Raw genomic sequence first — 16805 nt, 5'->3', positions numbered from 1 at the left:
TGCCTTGCGATCGGTGCCAACCTTCGGGCTACGATCGCACTCGATCGGCTCCCAGCTCGATTGGGTAGGCTTTATGGTTAAGTGTGCCCCGCCGGGAGGATGAATGCAGGACGTGCTGCCCGCGCTGAAACGCGGCTTCAAGAGATGGATCGGCTGGCGTCGGCTCGGCATTGCCGCGAGCGTCATGATCATCGCCTTCGCGATCACCACGCTGGTGCGCACCCTCAAGGGCATCGACACCGGCGTCATCCTGACCGCGATAACCGAGATTCCCCGCGGCAATATCGGCCTTGCGGCGCTCTGCGTCTTCTTCGCCTTCTGTACGCTGACCTTCTACGACTTCTTCGCACTGCGAACGATCGGCAAGAAACACGTCCCCTACCGCATCGCAGCGCTGTCCAGCTTCACCTCCTATTCGATCGGCCACAACATCGGCGCGACCGTCTTCACCGGTGGGGCGATCCGCTTCCGGATCTATTCGGATTATGGGCTGAACGCGATCGACGTCGCAAAGATCTGCTTCCTCTCCGGCCTCACCTTCTGGCTCGGTAACATCTTCGTGCTCTCGATCGGCATGGCGATCCATCCCGATGCCGCCTCTGCCATGGATCAGCTCCCCTCGGCGATCAACCGCCTGATCGCCCTCGGCGGCCTTGCCTCGATCGCCGCCTATCTGGTCTGGCTGTCGATGGGCGAGAAGCGCCGCGAGCTCGGCCAGAAGGGCTGGAAGGTGGTGCTGCCGTCGGCGCCGCTGACGCTCGTGCAGATCCTGATCGGCGTGGTCGACCTCGGCTTCTGCGCCCTGGCCATGTACCTCCTGGTGCCGTCCACCCCGCCGATCGATTTCATGTCGCTGGCTGTGGTGTTCATCCTGGCGACGCTGCTGGGCTTTGCCAGCCACGCCCCCGGCAGCATCGGCGTGTTCGACGCCGCCATGCTGGTAGCGCTCCCCGAATTCGGCCGCGAGCAGCTCCTGGCGACTCTCCTGGTGTTCCGCATCCTCTATTTCATGATCCCGTTCGGCCTCGCCATCTCCATCATGGGAGCGCGCGAGCTCTGGATGAACGTCGTGGAGCCGTGGCAGGAACGCCGGCGGCTGGCGGAGGCCTGCGCACAGGCCAACCTGCCCAAGCAGGTGACGCAGATGGAGCGCGAACGGTCGCTGCGACAGGCCAGCAAGCGCTAAGCCGCTGGACGGCGGCAAAACCCTGCGGCAAGAGCTAAACCGGTCAGACAGACGTCGAGGGCGGGCGAGGAAGCCTCTCTTATTTCCGCCTCAACTTTGACGTTGAAAGCGCGGGCCATGATCCGAACCGACCTCCGCACCTTCCTCGCCGGCGCCCTGCTTGTCGGGGTATTCGGCGCTCTGCCGCCTGAACGCGCTGCCGCGCAGGATGGCAGCTTGCAGATCACCTGGGAGGTGCGCAACCGCTTCCGCCTGTTCCGCGAGGAGCGCGACTTCCTGCTCCATGTCGAGAACGCTCGCAACCGCAGCATCCTGGCCACCGAGCAGTCGCTGGAGATGCAGAGCGAGGGCCGCGGCTGGGCCCGCAACATGGTCAACCGCCTCTGCATTGACCTTCAGGGCCGGGTCAACCAGCCCTGCACCCGCGACAACGTGAAAGAGAACTATATCACGCCAGTCGACCACCCGGTCACCGTGCGCCTGACCGGCGCCGTGCCGGTCGGAGCCGTCTGCGCCTGGTCGTTCGATGACGGCGACGGGCCGCAGGCCTCGACCTTCGACTGCGCCGAGCCGGTGAACCTGCGCGTCCGCTATGGCAGGCAGACGGTGGCGACCGTCGACGTCTCCTCCGGCTCCGACCCGACCCAACGCATCCAGACCGAGATCCAGGTCCGCGACATCTTCGTTGCGGGTCTTGGCGACAGCATCGCCTCCGGCGAAGGCAATCCGGACCGCCCCATCGCGCTGTCCGACGACGGTTTCTGCTTCCGCTCCTATCTCGGCACTGCCGGCGGACAGTACTACCGGCCAAGCCGCGCCGGCTTCAAGGGCGGACGGGCCTGCGAGGCGCCGGACACGCTCGCCAACTGGCAGCGCTATGGCGCGCTCTGGTTCAATGCCGCCTGCCATCGCTCGCTCTACAGCTACCAGAGCCGCACCGCGCTCGCGCTCGCGGTGCGTTATCCCCACATCGCCGTGACCTATCTGCCGCTCGCCTGCACCGGCGCGAGCATCAGCGATGGACTGCTCGGCTCGCAGCGCGCGCGCGAATGCCCGCCCGGCAAGAGCGGCACCTGCCAGACCAGCGTCAATGCGCAAGTGGCCGAGCTGCGCGAGGCGCTCACTGCCGCCAAGAAACGCCAGTCGGACCGCAAGCTCGACCTCGTGCTGCTCTCGATCGGCGCCAACGACGTCTATTTCTCCGGCCTCGTCGCCGACGTGATCGTGGACACCGCGACCGAACGCGCGCTGTTCACGCGCTCCGGGGTGATGGCTGGCGTCGACGATTCACGCGATGCGCTTGCGCGCGAGCTGCCTAGGAATTTCGTCAAGCTGCGCGAGGCGCTGAAGCCGTTGGTCGACGGCGATCTTTCGCATGTCGTCTATGTCTCCTACGCCAATCCGGCGCTCGCAGACGGTGGCGTGCCCTGTCGCGGCGGCCGCGCCGGCTTCGACATCCATCCCGCCTTCAACGCCGATCCGCAACGCCTCGCCCGCGTCTCGACCTATGTCGACACCGAATTCCTGCCGCAGCTCAAGGGGCTCGCGACCTGCACGCAAGGCGCGCTGTGCCGTGATCCCGAATCCGACCGCATGACCTTCGTCGATACGCATCAGGGTCTGTTCGCCGACCACGGTTTCTGTGCGCATGCCGGCTCCGACCCCGAATTCGACCGCGCCTGCTTTGCCGAGAATGGCCAGAGCTTCAACTCCGACATCGTCACCGCCGCGAGCCAGCCGATGCTGTGCGGCCGCGGCGCCTCCGAATATCGCGCCTACCTGCCGCGCGCCCGCTGGATCCGCGACGCCAATGACAGCTATTTCGCCGCGATGACCTATCCGCAAGGATTGCCCGCCGCGAGCCAGCCGAACGACATTCACGACGCCGCATGGGGCGTGCTTTCCGCCGTCTATGGCGGCGCCGTGCACCCATCCGCCGAAGGCCACGCCGCGATGGCTGACGCGGCCTTGCCGGCCGCAAGCACCGTTCTTGGACTGGATGCCGTACCGCCCGGCTTCACCCGCGGCCTGCTGGCGCCGCTGCTGCCAGGCGTACGCCAGTAGGCTCCACTCACGAGGTCGGGCCCGACCACCGTCACCGCCACTGCTTCTCTTCCGCCGTCCAGGCCGAGCCGGGCAGCCGTCCTTCCTTGCTGAAGGCGGACAGCACGTTGTCCAGAAGCCGCGAGACGTTGTTGTCGAAATTGTTGTAGGGCAGCGACTGGCTGAAGGCGATCGAGCCGGTCGAGAACACCGCGCCGTTGTTCGGCGCCGTGAAGTAGACCATGTCAGCCCTCACCCGGTAGTCATGCGAGCCCGACAGCCCGGGATAGGGATAGAGGATCTCCTCGACCACGGTCTGGTAGTTGTCGCTGTGGCCGCCGGAGGAGGCGACGATCAGCGTGTGCGGCGGCGTGCCCAGTGCGCGGTCGTAGCGATCGATCTCGAGCCCGCCAGCCGCGCCGTGGGCAAGGCCGAAATCACCGACGATCTCGCCCTCGATCCCGTCGAACATCCAGGCTGCGCGGCGATGCCAGCTATCCGGCATGCGCCGGAACGGCCGCGCCGAGTCGAAGCCTTCCGAGATGAAGCCGATGCCGAACACCTTTTGCGGCGGCCGGCCGAGATCCTTCCAGAGCCCGCTCTTCTGGCCGGTGGTCGCCAGATAATATTCGCCCGGCCGCGCCTGCCATGCCCGCATGCCCGAATTCAGCTTGCGGACCTCGATGCACCAGGGATCGTCCTTGTGATAGCCGATGTTCCAGTAATAGCCGTTGCCGCCGAGATAGACGAAACGGCCGCCGTCGGCGATGTAGTCCTCGATCGCGTTGAGGATCGGTTCGGAGACATATTCCGGGTGCGTGCCGCTGAGCACCACGCGATAGGGATCGAGCAGCGCCTTGCCCTCGCGATGGAGATCCTCTTCCGTGACGACATCGTAGGCATAGCCCTTGTGCTCGAGCCAGGCGATGATCGAGAGGTCGGCCGGAAACTGCCAGGTGACGCCCATCGACGACATCCGCGCCTTCGGCCGCATGTTCAGGATCGGGCGCCGATAGGTGCTGTAGCAGACTCCCTGCCCGTCGCCGTGATGGTCGTAGAGCGAGAGCCCGAACTCCTGGGTCTCGTAGAGCTCGATGTCGATCTGCGACACGATCGGCGATTGTCCCGCGAGCGGCTGCATGATCTCGGCGTCGAAGCTCAAATGCTCGTTGGCATAGGCGAGATAGCTGCCGGTCGGCACCAGGAACACGATCGGCGCGGTCGGCCGCTGCGGCCGGACGAAGAACACGATGTACTCCTCGCGCAGGCCCTTGCCGTCGCCGACGCGCAGCCGGAACGCGTAGGCGCCGCTGCGCAGCGGCGGGATCCTGAAGCGTTTCGTCAGCTCCCAATTGCAGTCGATGATCGCATCGTCGTGGAATTCGACGCCGCCATATTGCTGCGGCGCCAGCCGGTAGCAGTCGTCCCAGCCGTTCCAGTTGAAGCCGGTCTGGCCGCGCACCGGGCGGTTATAGCCCTCGGCATGTAGCGTATAGGGGCCGGTATCTACTACGCGGTCGCCGATGCCCTTGTCGGTGTAGCCGACCGTCGTGTCCCAGAATGCCACCTGTCCGCTCGCGGGCGCCATGCCTGTGCGGCAGAACTGATCAAGCTCCTCGCGCGTCAGAACGCGGTCGAACACCGCGGGGCGGTCGAGCTTGCCATTGAGGCACTGGGTGACGAAACGTCCGCGCAGCGTATGGAAGTCCTGTGCTCCCGCCAGGATGAAGGGAACGTCGGGCGGATTGACCGGCCGGAAGCGCAGCGTCTCGCGCACATGGGAGCGGAAGTCGACATTGGCGACCTTGCTCAAGAGGCTGTTGTAGCGGTTGGAGACGCCTTCCTGGTAGAGCGTCGCGACGCCCGTCGTGGCGTCGAAGGTCGCGGCGACAAAGTACCAGTTGCTTTTGAGCAGCGGCACCTCGCCGTCGAGATAGTCGACCTCGCTGCCGTCGCCATAGCCGAATTCGAGCAGCCCGTCGGGATTGAGCCACAAGCCATAACCGCGATTGCCGAAGGCGTCCCAGCGGCCCATCAGGCATTGCCGTTTGCCGCCACCGGGGCTGTTCGGATAGACGAAGGTTGCGAGCGTGAAGCTGCCGTTGAGCGCCAGGCGCTGATCGGCGTCCGCTACGTTCAGGAACGCGCCCACCTGGGTGTACTGCTTGCGCACGGTCCACGCGCCGTTCAGCTCGCAGTCGATCTCTTCTTCGCGATAGCCGGGGCCGGCGGGATGGGCGTCGCCATGGATCAGCCGCACGAGCTGCGCCTCGACGGTCGTCGTGCCGTCGGCGTGCACGTAAAGTCCGATATCGTCGCCGGGCTTGACCGAGATCTTGTCGGCGTACCCAAAGATTTTCTGCTCAGCCATGGTCGAAACGAGTCTCGCGAAGTGAAACGGAGTTGAAGGTCAGCTTTCGAGGAGATCCTGGACGCGCCGCAGGAACAGTGCGTGATAGGCCTCGTCGGGTGTTGCGTAGTTGCGGTCCTCGACCACGCGCGGAGCCGTGCCGCGATGACCGGACAGCGCCACGATGCGGTAGGCTTTGAACTCCTCCAGCACCATGATCGCGTATTTGTCGACCTGGCCCTGCCTGCGGAAATAGATCAACAGCCGCTCCAGCGCCTCGCTGTGCTGCCCGAGCGGGCGGGTGCGGTGCTCCTCGATCACGGTGTCGGTCACCAGCCGCTTCAGGAAGTCGCGCTGCATCTTGTCGAAGCGGCGGAAAAAGATCTGGTCCTTGTCCTCGGTTTCGGTGGCTTCTTCTGGCAACATTTCTCCGCCTTTCTCCGCCCGCGTGGCGCGGCGCTCGCTCTTCTTCTTGTCCCGCCAGGTGCGGAACTGCCGTTTGATGCCGAACAGGCCCTCGCGCAGGAACAGCACCACGCCCAGCATGATCGCCCCGATCAGCATGTAGCGGAGCGGACCGAGATCGATCAGCACGCGATCGATGAACACCACGATCGCGGTGCCCGCGACCGCGCCCTCCGAGCGGCCGATGCCGCCGATCACCAGCATCGCGAGCGACAGCAGCACCGTGTCGAAGGAGAACAGGTTCGGCGAAGCGCCGCCGAAATGCGTTGCGTAGAAGCCGCCGATGAAGCCGAGCGCGGTCGATGAGATCAAGAACACCATGATGCGCGCGCGGATGAAGTCGACGCCGCAAGCCTGCGCAAAGGCCTCGCGCTTTTCCGGCGCCATCCGCAGCACGCGGCCGAGCCGCTTGCCGTCGATGAAACGGTAGACGAACAGCGCGAACACCATCAGCGCCAGCGCCGCGTAGTAGCTGAACAACAATCGCGGCATCTGGCCAAGACTGGCCGGCAGATAGCTAGGCGCGCCATAGAGGCCGCCGGTCGCCGAGCCGAACTCGCGCGACTGCACCACGTAAACCCGGCAGAGCTCGACGACTCCCAGCGTCAGGAGTGCGTAGTAGAAGCCGTCGAGCCGCATTGCCGGCAGGCCGATGATCAGGCCAAAGGCGAACCCGATCAACGCACCGAGCAATGGCAGGAGCCAGAAGGGTAATCCGAACTGGATCGCCAGATACGTCGTGCCATAGGCGGCGGCGCCCACCACGGCGTAGCTCGCGAGCGAGAAGATGCCGGCGGTGCCGATGATCAGCATCCAGCACAAATTGATCGCCGAGTAGATGCCGAACACGGCCGCCGCGCTCATCACCGTGTTCCAGCCGGCGGCGGGCACGATCGCCGGCGCGAGCACGAGTGCGATGAACGCCAGCGTCCACCAGATCGGACGCTTGTCGACGATGGTCTTCTCCCGGCGCATCGTCTTCGGATTGTATTCGCCACGGATTTGCAGGAACCGCCGCCGCGTCGGCCAATAGCGCTTGCGCCACCACAGCCTTCCGCCATGGCCAGGCCATTTGTAGTAGTAGCGCAGGCGACCGACAGGATGCATGCGCGGCTTGAAGGCGCGCGTCTCGTTCCAGGTGACCTGGTGCGACAGATGAGCATTGGTCGGCGCCTCACGCGCCGGATACTCCGGATAATGGCAGTCGGTCGGATCGATCCAGACCTGTTCGACGGCTTCAGTCATCGATCAGGCCTCCCGCGCCTTGTCGAGCAGGCCGGCAATGCCGCGCGGCCGCACCAGCAGCACGAGGATGATCAACAGGAACTGCGTGATCAGCACATACTGGCCGCCGAGCAGCGTTGATGTCAGAGCTTCGTTGAGACCGATGATGACGGCGCCGATCACCGCGCCCGGCACGCTGCCGAGCCCGCCGACGAGCGCGATGCTGAGCCCCTTCACCATCGGCGTGATGCCGCTGAATGGAGCCACGTAGTAAGTCTGCGCCAAGAGCACCGAGGCAAGCCCCGCGAGCGAGCCGGTGAGCGCCATGACGTAGAAGCCGGTGCGGCGCACGCCGATGCCGACGATGGAAGCCGCATGCGGGTTCATCATCATGGCGCGGATCTCGAGCCCGCGACGGCTGGAGCGCATCCACAACAGGATGAGCGTCAGCAGCACGACCGCGGAGAGCGAGGCGCCGAGCTTGTCCGATGTCACCACGACGCCAAAGATGTCGGCGTTCCAGCTGCCGAACAGGCGCGGCAGTGATTTTGCGCGCGGTCCAAAGTACCAGAGCAGCGCCTGGTTGCCGATCAGACTGATGGCGAGCGTTGCGATGAGCGCGCGCAGCGGAAAGTTCGGCTTGTCGTGGATCGGGATGAAGGCGAGCAGGCAGACGATCAGCCCGCCCAGCGCGCCGGTGAGGATGCCGGCGACCATCACCACCGCCGGCTGTGGCGCGATATTGACGCTGGCGAGCCAGGCGCCATAGCCGGAGAAGGCAAAGATGAAACCGAAGGCCATGTTGACGAGGCCGAGGCTCGACCATGTCAGCGAGATGCCGATCGCCAGCGTGCCGTAGATGCAGGCGAGCGTGATCGCGTTGGAGAGCACGAAGCTCCAGTTCACCGGTGGCCTCCCATCAGGCTCTTCGAAGCCGAAGCCTCGCCCTTCAACTTGCCGGCATGCATGCCGATGATGCGGTCGACCCGTCCCTCGAGCAGCGCGAGGTTCTGCTCCGCGATCACCATCGCCGAATTGCCGAGTTCGACCGCCATCAGCGCGTCGACCACGGACTTGCCGATCTTGGGCGCAAGCCCCAGCGACGGCTCGTCGACGAGGAAGAGATCGGCATCCGCCATCAGGCCGCGACCGATCGAGACCATGCGCCGCTCGCCGCCCGAGAGGCGGCCGACCGGAATCTTCATCAGCTTGTCGAGCGGCGGAAAGATCTGGAGGATTTTTTGCTTGCGCACGCCCCGCTCCTTCCACGCCGCCTTGGTGTAGGCGCCGCTGTCGAGATGCTCCTCCACCGTGAGCCCGTGAAAAATTTCGTCGCCCTGCGGGATCAGCGCGAGCCCGCGCCGAACGATCTGGTGGGTGTAGCGGCCTGGTCCCTGGCTGCGCGTGCGGCCGACCTCAAAACCGTTGAGCAGAATCGAGCCGCGCTGCCAGCCGGTCAGCCCCGCGATCGCCTGGAACAGCGTCGACTTGCCGTGGCCGTTGAGCCCGACCAGCCCGATGCGCTCGCCCGCGAACACGGTGAGATCGAGGTCGTGGATCACGCGCAGCGGCCCCCAGCCGGCGGAGAGACCGTGGACGTCGAGCACGGCATCTCGTGCGCCATCGCTCATCAGTGCACGCCCTCGCCGCCCTCGAACTCGAAATAGGCAGCCTTCACGCGGGGATCGACGAGGATCTGGTCGAGACGGCCTTCGGCGATCATCTCTCCGGCATCGAGCACCATCACGCGATCCGCAATCGTGTCGAGCAGCTCCATGCGATGCTCGATCAGCACGATCGCGATGTTGAGCTCCTTCGCCAGCACGCGCATGACCTCGTCGAATTCGTCGATCTCCGAATTGATCAGGCCGGCCGCAGGCTCGTCCATCAGCAGAATCTTTGGCCGTCGCATCAAGAGGCAGGTCATCAGCAGCTTGCGCCGGTTCAGTGTTTCCAACTGATCGGCCATCGTGCTCCCCGGCACGTGGAACGCGACGAGCCCCGCACCCCATTCGGAATCGTCAGGCGTCAGATACGGGCGGTAGGCCTGTCGCGCAGCTTTGAGCACCTGGGCGACCGTCATGCCCTCCGGCACGACCGGCGTCTGATAGGTGCGGCCGATGCCGAGCTGCGCGCGCTGGTGCAGCGGCAAGGCCGTGATGTCCTTGCCGTCATAGTGCACGGAGCCGGATTTCGGCGGCATGCGACCGGACAGCACCTCGAACAGGCTGGTCTTGCCGGCGCCATTCGGACCTATGATGCCGAGCACCTCGCCCGGCTCGACCGCGAGCGAGATGCCGTGCAGGATCGCGCGGCCGCCGAGATCGAGCGTGATGTCGCGACAGGCGAAGAGCGGTGAGGACGCCATCGTGCCGTGCACGTCACCACCACGGCGCCTTGCGCAGCGCGCTTTCGCGCAGGACGTCCGGATAGACGATCTTGTGCTCGTTGTTCTGCACCTGGAAGAAGAGCTGGGCCATGCCCTGCTCCAGTTCCTTGGCGCCGAACGCATCGCCCGTATCAGGATAATGCGCACACTCCTGAAGCGCGTTGTTCATGCTCATATAGCCGCACACGCCGCGATACGGCGTCTTGCGCACCCAGTCGCACACTCCCTTGAAATTGGCGGGATCGCCGACCGCTTCCCACGCAGCCTTCAGGTAATAGGTCACGTCGTAGCCGTTGCCGGTGTAGCAAAGGCCCATGATGCCCGGGAAACGCTTCTTGTACTTGGCGCGGAATTCCTTGCCCTTGTCGTCGGCATAGACGCCGAGCACGGTGCTCCAGACAAAGCCTTCCGCGGCAGGGCCCGACAGCTCGAGAAATTCCGGCTGCGAGGGTCCGTATTGCAGATAAACGAGCGTGCCCTTCAGCGGATCGGCGCTGTACTGCTTGACGAAGGCGGCATATTCGGCGGCGACCCAGTGGTCGATCATCACGGCGCCCGCGCCAATCTTCTTGATCTCCTGGATCACCGAGCCCCAATCCTGCACCGGGTACTGGATATCGGTGACGCCTGCGAGCTTGAACTCGCTCTTGGGCAGCGCGGCCTGGAGCGCTTTCGAGATCGTCTGGTTGTAGGCAATCTGCTCCTGCACGATATGGACGCCGTTGTTGATCGGCTTCCACACGCCCTGGTCGCGCATCGCCTTCAGGAAGATCGGAAACGTGTAGCCATAGTGCACTTCCGAGGGATCGGTCTGGAAGACGTGGGAGTACTTATCGCCGCTCTTGCTAAGGATGTCGGTGAAGTTGCGCTGCGTCAGGCCCCAGAGGAACGGCGCCTTGTAGCGCGCCGAGACGTCGGCGACCGGCACCGGCGTGAACACGAAGGCGCAGGACATCGCATGCACCTTGGCGTCGATCAGCTTGTTGATCGCAACCTGCCCGCTCTCCGGCGAGAGCGGATCGATGTCGACGACAACGGTCTTGAGCTGCCGCCCGAGCACGCCGCCGGCAGCATTGATCTCCTCGATGGCGAGCGTCGTGCCGTTGAGATAGTCTTGGTGGTCGGCGACGCCGGCCTGGGCGGTCTGGGCCGTCGGCACGCCGATCAGGATCGGATCGTTCGAGGCGGCCCGGGTGGCACCGGAGATGTACGGTGCCGGAAACGCCGCGACCGCAGCGGCAGCGGGCACCGCCGTCAAAACGCGCCTGCGCGTGAATTTCGTGGTCATTGAGAACCCCCTCTTGCTTCGGCCATGAGGCCGATCTGCAACGCGGGGCCAAGCTAGGTCTGGAGCGACGCCATCGTCTTTTCGTTGGGCGCACTGTGTTTTTTGCCAGAGCGCACGCCTGCAACCGGCGGTATTTGGGAGAACGCCTGCGCCGCTGGTACACTTCTTGTATGCTGTTTGAACCGCATGTCCGTGAGTGAACCGTGAGCTGAGCGCCATGACGCAGAGCAACTCATATTCGACTGCCGGAATAGACGGACAGGGAAGCATCGAGGCCTGGCGGCAGGCCATGGCCGAGGTCTATTACCGGCTCGACATCAAGTCGGCCCACACCGACCGGCTGCGCGGTGAATTGATCGACTGGCAGTCGGACATCATGGGCGTCTCCAATTTCCGCGCCGATGCGCAGCGCGTGATCCGGCGCAAGGAGGCGGCCAAGGCCGACAAGACCGAGGATTTCGTCTTCCTGTTTCCGACCCGCCACGCGATGCGCTTCCAACAGCGCGGCCGCGAGGGGCTGGTGATGCCGGGCAGCGTATTCCTCGTGAACGCCGCCGAGGCCTACGTGATCGACGTGCCTGACGCGTCGGAGAACATCACCATCAAGATCGATCGCGAGCGCCTCGCCGGCCGTGTCGCCGGCATCGACGATCTCTGCGCGACCGCCGACTTCACCAATCCGCTGCTGGTGCCCGCCATCACCACGCTCGGCGAGCAGGTGTTGAAGATGCAGCCGTCCGAGCACAGCGCGCGGATCGAGGACTGCATCATCGACATGCTCTGCCTGATGATCGAATGCCGCGATCAGCGCGACAACGGCGCGCTGATCCGGGAGACACTCGGCACCTCGCTGTTTAACCGCATCAGCGCCTATGTCCGGCGCAACCTCGCCGATCACGCCCTGACGCCCGAGCGCGCCGCGCTCGATCATCGCATCTCGGTCCGCTACCTGCACAAGATCTTCCAGTATCACGGCACGACCTTCGGACAGGTTTTGCTGGAGGAGCGGCTACAGCAGGCCCATCTGCTCATCGTCGCGAGCGGCCAGAAGGGAACCACCAATCTCGGCGAGGTCGCCTGGCGCTGCGGCTTCGCCAGCCAGTCGCATTTCTCCGTGAGCTACAAGAAGCGCTTCGGCGTCCCCCCGCGCCGGACGCCGCTGCCAGGGGAGTAGTTCGCAGGAGTAACGCGGCGAAAGCCGGACTGCCTTAGAGTCTGACTCAAAATTGCATTGCTGTTTTTATGGCTGCGATGCGCCTTGTCATGAGTTGGACGGAGGCGAGGAAGAGCCAGGCAGTTGCGCTTTCGATGGTTCGCTCGAAGTCCTTGGCCAATCTGCGGTTGCGGCCGAGCCAGGCGAAGGTTCGTTCGACCACCCAGCGGCGCGGAAGCACCTCGAAGCCCTGTGCGGCATCGGAGCGCTTGATGATCTCGACAGTCCACCGGCCGATCTTTCCCAGCACCGCCTTGAGCTTTCCGCCGGCATAGCCGCCATCGGCGAAGATATGGCGCAGCCAGGGGAAGCGGTAGCGAATGCTGCACAGGACATCTGGCGCGCCATCGCGATCCTGGACGTCGGCAGCGTGAACGATCGCGCCGACCAGGAGCCCTTGGGTGTCGGTGACGATGTGGCGCTTTCGACCCTTGATCTTCTTCCCCGCGTCGTAGCCGCGAGGGCCGCCACCTTCGGTGGTCTTGACCGATTGGCTGTCGATCACACCAGCCGTCGGCGAGGCCTCCCGGCCGATCGCCTCGCGCGCCAGCATCAGGAGTGCGTGGTTGATCGATTGCCACAATCCGCTGTCCCGCCATTGGTAGAAATAGTACTGCACCGTGGTCATTGGTGGAAACAGAGTGGGCGGCAGCATGCGCCACGGCAACCCGCCGCGCAGCAGATAGAGCACTGCCTCGACGATGTCCCGATAGCTCCATTTCGGGCGCCGCCCGCGCTTGGCCCGCACAGGAAGCAACCTCTCCAGCACGACCCATTCCGCATCCGTCAAGTCGCTTGGCAAACGCAGCTCCTCTCGGGCAAACTGTGCCCGAGTGATATCAGTCCACATTCTCGATCCCTTTGATGCTTCGCAACACCAATGGAATCAGAACTCGCTGATATCACTCAACTTATTTTTCGGTCGGACACTTAGCGAAAATATCCGGATTGGGCGGAGAAACCGCCCCCCAAAGTCGTCCTGGCGAAAGCCAGGACGACTGCGGAGTGTGGGGCGACGGCGTCCCGCCAAATCACCAACCTGCCGTCCCATCAATCCAAAAACGGTATCAATCGATACTCCCTTCAAGTTGGACACTTTCGTGCGCGCCCCTCTAGGAGTCCTCTCGAGGAAACATTTCGAATTCGAGGAGGCGCGCACATGAGCGCAGTGGTGTCCGCGGCGGACGTGAAGAGGTCCCGCGTCAGGCTGTTCATCGTGACCATGCTGTTCCTGGTCACTACGGTCAATTATGCCGACCGCGCCACGCTGTCGATCGCCGGCCCCGCGCTCTCCAAGGAGCTCCATCTCGATCCCGTCGCCATGGGCTACATCTTCTCGGCCTTCGGCTGGTCCTATGTGATCGCGCAGGTGCCGGGCGGCTGGCTGCTCGACCGCTACGGCTCGCGCGTCGTCTATGCCTTCAGCATCATCGTCTGGTCGCTGTTCACGCTGATGCAGGGCTGGGTCGGCTTCCTCGGTGCGGGAACCGCCATCACCATGCTGTTCGCGCTGCGCTTCCTGGTCGGCATTGCCGAAGCGCCCTCGTTCCCCGCCAACGCCCGCATCGTCGCGGCCTGGTTCCCGGGCAATGAGCGCGGCACCGCGTCGGCCTTCTTCAATTCAGGGCAGTATTTCGCGACCGTGATCTTCGCGCCGCTGATGGGCTGGATCGCCCATGATTACGGCTGGCGCTACGTGTTCTTCGTGATGGGCGCGCTCGGCGTCGTGATGGGCGTGGTCTGGATCAAGACCATCTACGGCCCGAAGGAGCACCCCTCCATCAACGAGGCCGAGTTCGACTACATCAAGGAAGGCGGCGCGCTGGTCGATCTCGACGCGCCCAAGGACGATCAGAAGGACAAGCGCGCGCCGGACTCGGGCCCGAAGTGGGATCACATCCGCCAGCTGCTCGCCAACCGCATGATGCTCGGGATCTATCTCGGCCAGTACTGCATCAACACGCTGACCTATTTCTTCCTGACCTGGTTCCCCGTGTATCTCGTCAAGGAGCGCGGCCTGTCGATCCTGCAAGCGGGGTTTGTCGCGACGCTGCCGGCCTTGTGCGGCTTCATCGGCGGCGTGCTCGGCGGCATCATCTCGGATGCGATCCTGCGCAAGACGGGCTCGCTGACCATGGCCCGCAAGATCCCGATCGTCGGCGGCATGCTGCTGTCGATGGCGATCATCGGCTGCAACTATGTCGACGGCCAGGCGCTGGTGGTCGGCTTCATGGCGCTCGCCTTCTTCGGCAAGGGCATCGGCGCGCTCGGCTGGGCGGTCGTCTCCGACACCTCACCCAAGGAAGCCGGTGGCGTCTCCGGCGGCCTGTTCAACACCTTCGGCAACCTCTCCTCGATCACCACCCCGATCGTGATCGGCTACATCGTGGCCGCAACCGGCTCATTCAACGGCGCCCTGGTCTTCGTCGGCGTCAACGCGCTGGTCGCCGCGATCGCCTACCTCGTCGTCGTCGGCCAGATCCAGCGGGTGGTGCTGAAGCATTCCTCCTGAGCGCTCCGGGTAACCGGAGCGGGACCAGGCAACTTACGGCGGCTTCGATAGCCGCCGTCTTTGTTTCGGAGGTGATCGATGCTAGAAATGCCGGGGAAACGCCTTATCCATCTAAGGCCAGTATCGATGTTCGACCTCAACCAGCTCCGCTGCTTCGTCACCGTGGCGGAGGAACTGCATTTCGGCCGCGCCGCCGCGCGGCTCAACATGACCCAGCCGCCGCTGTCCCGGCAGATCCAGGTGCTGGAGCACATCATCGACGCGCCGCTCCTGGAGCGCACCAGCCGCTCGGTGCGCCTGACCCCGGCCGGGCGCAGCTTCCTGCCGGAGGCGCGGCGCATCCTGAAGCTCGCGGAAAGCGCCTCGCAGGTCGCCCGCCGCATTGCACTCGGCAAGACCGGCTCGCTGAAGATCGGCTTTACCGCGGCCGCCGCCTACGGCTTCCTGCCCGAGCTCGTCGCCGCCAGCCGCGCCAAACTCCCGGAGGTCGACTTCTCGCTGAAGGAGATGGTCTCCGGCGACCAGTTCGAGGCGCTCGCTTCGGGCCAGATCGATGCCGGCCTGCTGCGGCCGCCGATCGCGCGGCCGGAGCTTGCCAGCCGTCGCGTCGTCGCCGAGCCCCTGCTCGCCGCGATCCCCAGGAAGCATCCGCTGGCGAACGCGGAGTCCGTGACCATCAAGGATTTCGACGACCAGCCCTTCGTGATGTATTCGCCTTATGAGAGCCGCTATTTCCACGATCTCCTGGTCGCGCTCTTCACCCGCGCCGACGTGCTGCCGCGCTATGTCCAGCATTTGAGCCAGATCCACTCGATCCTCGCCATGGTGCGCGCCGGCCTCGGGCTTGCCATCGTGCCGGCGGCGGCCGCGAGCCTGAAAATCTCCGACGTCCGCCTGCGGCCGCTCAAGCTGCGCACGCGCGTTCCGGTCGAGCTCTTCATGGTCTGGCGGCGCGATGACGAGAACCCGCTACTCTCGGCACTGGTGAAAATCGCGGGCGAATTGGCCGCTGCGGAGACCATGGAAGATTGATGCTGAATTCGCATCATTCGATATAGGCTTTGGCTTGGACGCGCATCGAACGGTCTCCTAAGTAACGGCTCATGGACGCGCGCCTTGCGCGTGTCCCCCAGAACATCCGGCGCAAGTCCGCGCGCCGCCTTCAAAACCCAAAGGGAGCAGCGCCCATGAGCAAGATGACCCCGCAGGAGATGGCCCAGAAGATCGGTTCCGGCCTCCTGTCCTTCCCCGTCACGCCGTTCAAGGCGGACCACTCCTTCGACGAGGCAACCTACCGCGCCAACATGGACTGGCTGTGCGGCTATGACGTCGCGGGCCTGTTCGCCGCAGGCGGCACCGGCGAGTTCTTCTCGCTGACGCCGACTGAGGTTCCGCAAGTGGTCAAGGTCGCCGTCGACGAGACCAAGGGCCGCGTCCCCGTGCTCGCCGGCACCGGCTACGGCACCGCGACCGCGCGCGAGATCGCGATCGGCGCTGAAAAGGCCGGCGCCGACGGCCTGCTCTTGCTGCCGCCCTACCTCACCCATTCCGAGCAGGAGGGCCTCGCCGCCCACGTCGAGGCGGTCTGCGCCGCCGTGAAGATCGGCGTCATCGTCTACAACCGCGACAACGCCATCCTCCAGCCCGACACGCTCGCGCGCCTCGCCGAGCGCTGCCCGAACCTCGTCGGCTACAAGGACGGCATCGGCGACATCGAGCTGATGACCCGCGTCTACACCAAGCTCGGCGATCGCTTGACCTATATCGGCGGCCTGCCGACGGCCGAGACCTTTGCCCTGCCATATCTCGACATGGGCGTGACGACCTACTCCTCGGCCGTGTTCAACTTCGTGCCGGAGTTTGCCACCAAATTCTACGCCGCCGTGCGCAACCGCGATCATGAGACCATCCACTCCGGCCTGAAGAACTTCATCCTGCCGCTGATTGCGATCCGCAACCGCAAGAAGGGCTATGCGGTCTCGATCATCAAGGCCGGCATGAAAGTTATCGGCCGCGACTCCGGCCCGGTCCGACCGCCGCTCACCGACCTCACCGAGCAGGAGATTGCGGAACTCACTGCGCTCGTGCAAAACCTGCCCGCCGCGCAATCGACGCAACAGGCGGCAGAATAACGA

The 16805-nt window shown here is 64.7% G+C and carries 13 protein-coding genes; 6 read left to right on the top strand and 7 right to left on the bottom strand.

Going from position 1 to position 16805, the window contains the following annotated elements:
• Window positions 1–103: 103 nt before the first annotated feature.
• Window positions 104–1186, top strand: a complete 1083-nt coding sequence (locus NLM33_RS44395) for a YbhN family protein (protein ID WP_254104954.1) — start codon at window positions 104–106, stop codon at window positions 1184–1186.
• Window positions 1187–1303: 117 nt separating this feature from the next.
• A complete protein-coding gene (locus NLM33_RS44390; protein ID WP_254104953.1) occupies window positions 1304–3250 on the top strand; it encodes a hypothetical protein in 1947 nt (648 codons plus the stop codon).
• A gap of 31 nt (window positions 3251–3281) precedes the next feature.
• Here the strand turns inward: NLM33_RS44390 and NLM33_RS44385 are convergent, their stop codons facing one another.
• The 6 genes from NLM33_RS44385 to NLM33_RS44360 are packed head-to-tail and all read right to left on the bottom strand — an operon-like array spanning window position 3282 to window position 10945.
• The gene (locus NLM33_RS44385; protein WP_254104952.1) at window positions 3282–5600 is read right to left on the bottom strand and encodes a LamG domain-containing protein; all 2319 of its coding nucleotides are present in this window, start codon (window positions 5598–5600) and stop codon (window positions 3282–3284) included.
• A gap of 39 nt (window positions 5601–5639) precedes the next feature.
• Window positions 5640–7289 (bottom strand): branched-chain amino acid ABC transporter permease, encoded by a 1650-nt coding sequence (locus NLM33_RS44380; RefSeq protein WP_254104951.1) that lies wholly within the window; start codon window positions 7287–7289, stop codon window positions 5640–5642.
• Window positions 7290–7292: 3 nt separating this feature from the next.
• Window positions 7293–8174: a branched-chain amino acid ABC transporter permease gene (locus NLM33_RS44375; RefSeq protein WP_254104950.1), complete on the bottom strand. Its 882-nt coding sequence runs from the start codon at window positions 8172–8174 to the stop codon at window positions 7293–7295.
• Complete coding sequence (locus NLM33_RS44370) at window positions 8171–8899, bottom strand: ABC transporter ATP-binding protein (RefSeq protein ID WP_254104949.1); 729 nt, start codon at window positions 8897–8899, stop codon at window positions 8171–8173. Before NLM33_RS44370 ends, NLM33_RS44375 begins: the two co-directional genes overlap by 4 nt.
• On the bottom strand, window positions 8899–9636 hold the full coding sequence (locus NLM33_RS44365; protein WP_254104948.1) for an ABC transporter ATP-binding protein: 738 nt from the start codon (window positions 9634–9636) through the stop codon (window positions 8899–8901). The genes NLM33_RS44370 and NLM33_RS44365 overlap by 1 nt, the downstream gene beginning before the upstream one ends.
• A 13-nt stretch (window positions 9637–9649) precedes the next feature.
• Window positions 9650–10945 carry an ABC transporter substrate-binding protein gene (locus NLM33_RS44360; RefSeq protein ID WP_254104947.1) on the bottom strand — a complete coding sequence of 432 codons (1296 nt, stop codon included), beginning with the start codon at window positions 10943–10945 and terminating at the stop codon, window positions 9650–9652.
• A 217-nt stretch (window positions 10946–11162) separates the two neighbouring features.
• On the opposite strand from NLM33_RS44360, the gene NLM33_RS44355 reads away from it, so the two are divergent.
• Complete coding sequence (locus tag NLM33_RS44355) at window positions 11163–12119, top strand: AraC family transcriptional regulator (protein WP_254104946.1); 957 nt, start codon at window positions 11163–11165, stop codon at window positions 12117–12119.
• 46 nt (window positions 12120–12165) lie between these two features.
• On the opposite strand, the gene NLM33_RS44350 is transcribed toward NLM33_RS44355, so the two are convergent.
• Complete coding sequence (locus NLM33_RS44350; protein WP_254099474.1) at window positions 12166–13008, bottom strand: IS5 family transposase; 843 nt, start codon at window positions 13006–13008, stop codon at window positions 12166–12168.
• 309 nt (window positions 13009–13317) lie between these two features.
• Here NLM33_RS44350 and NLM33_RS44345 point away from each other — a divergent pair, with 309 nt between their 5' ends.
• The 3 genes from NLM33_RS44345 to kdgD all read left to right on the top strand — a co-directional run bounded on the left by NLM33_RS44345 (window position 13318) and on the right by kdgD (window position 16802).
• Window positions 13318–14670, top strand: a complete 1353-nt coding sequence (locus NLM33_RS44345; RefSeq protein WP_254104945.1) for an MFS transporter — start codon at window positions 13318–13320, stop codon at window positions 14668–14670.
• 126 nt (window positions 14671–14796) lie between these two features.
• Window positions 14797–15702, top strand: coding sequence for a LysR substrate-binding domain-containing protein (locus tag NLM33_RS44340; protein ID WP_254104944.1), 906 nt, complete (start codon window positions 14797–14799; stop codon window positions 15700–15702).
• A 155-nt stretch (window positions 15703–15857) separates the two neighbouring features.
• A complete protein-coding gene (gene kdgD / locus NLM33_RS44335) occupies window positions 15858–16802 on the top strand; it encodes a 5-dehydro-4-deoxyglucarate dehydratase (protein ID WP_254104943.1) in 945 nt (314 codons plus the stop codon).
• Window positions 16803–16805: the final 3 nt, after the last annotated feature.

Origin of the sequence: Bradyrhizobium sp. CCGUVB1N3 (genome assembly GCF_024199925.1) — a bacterium.
GTDB lineage: Bacteria > Pseudomonadota > Alphaproteobacteria > Rhizobiales > Xanthobacteraceae > Bradyrhizobium.
Note: the sequence above shows the minus strand (reverse complement) of the source record. Positions and strands in the feature narration are given on the sequence as shown.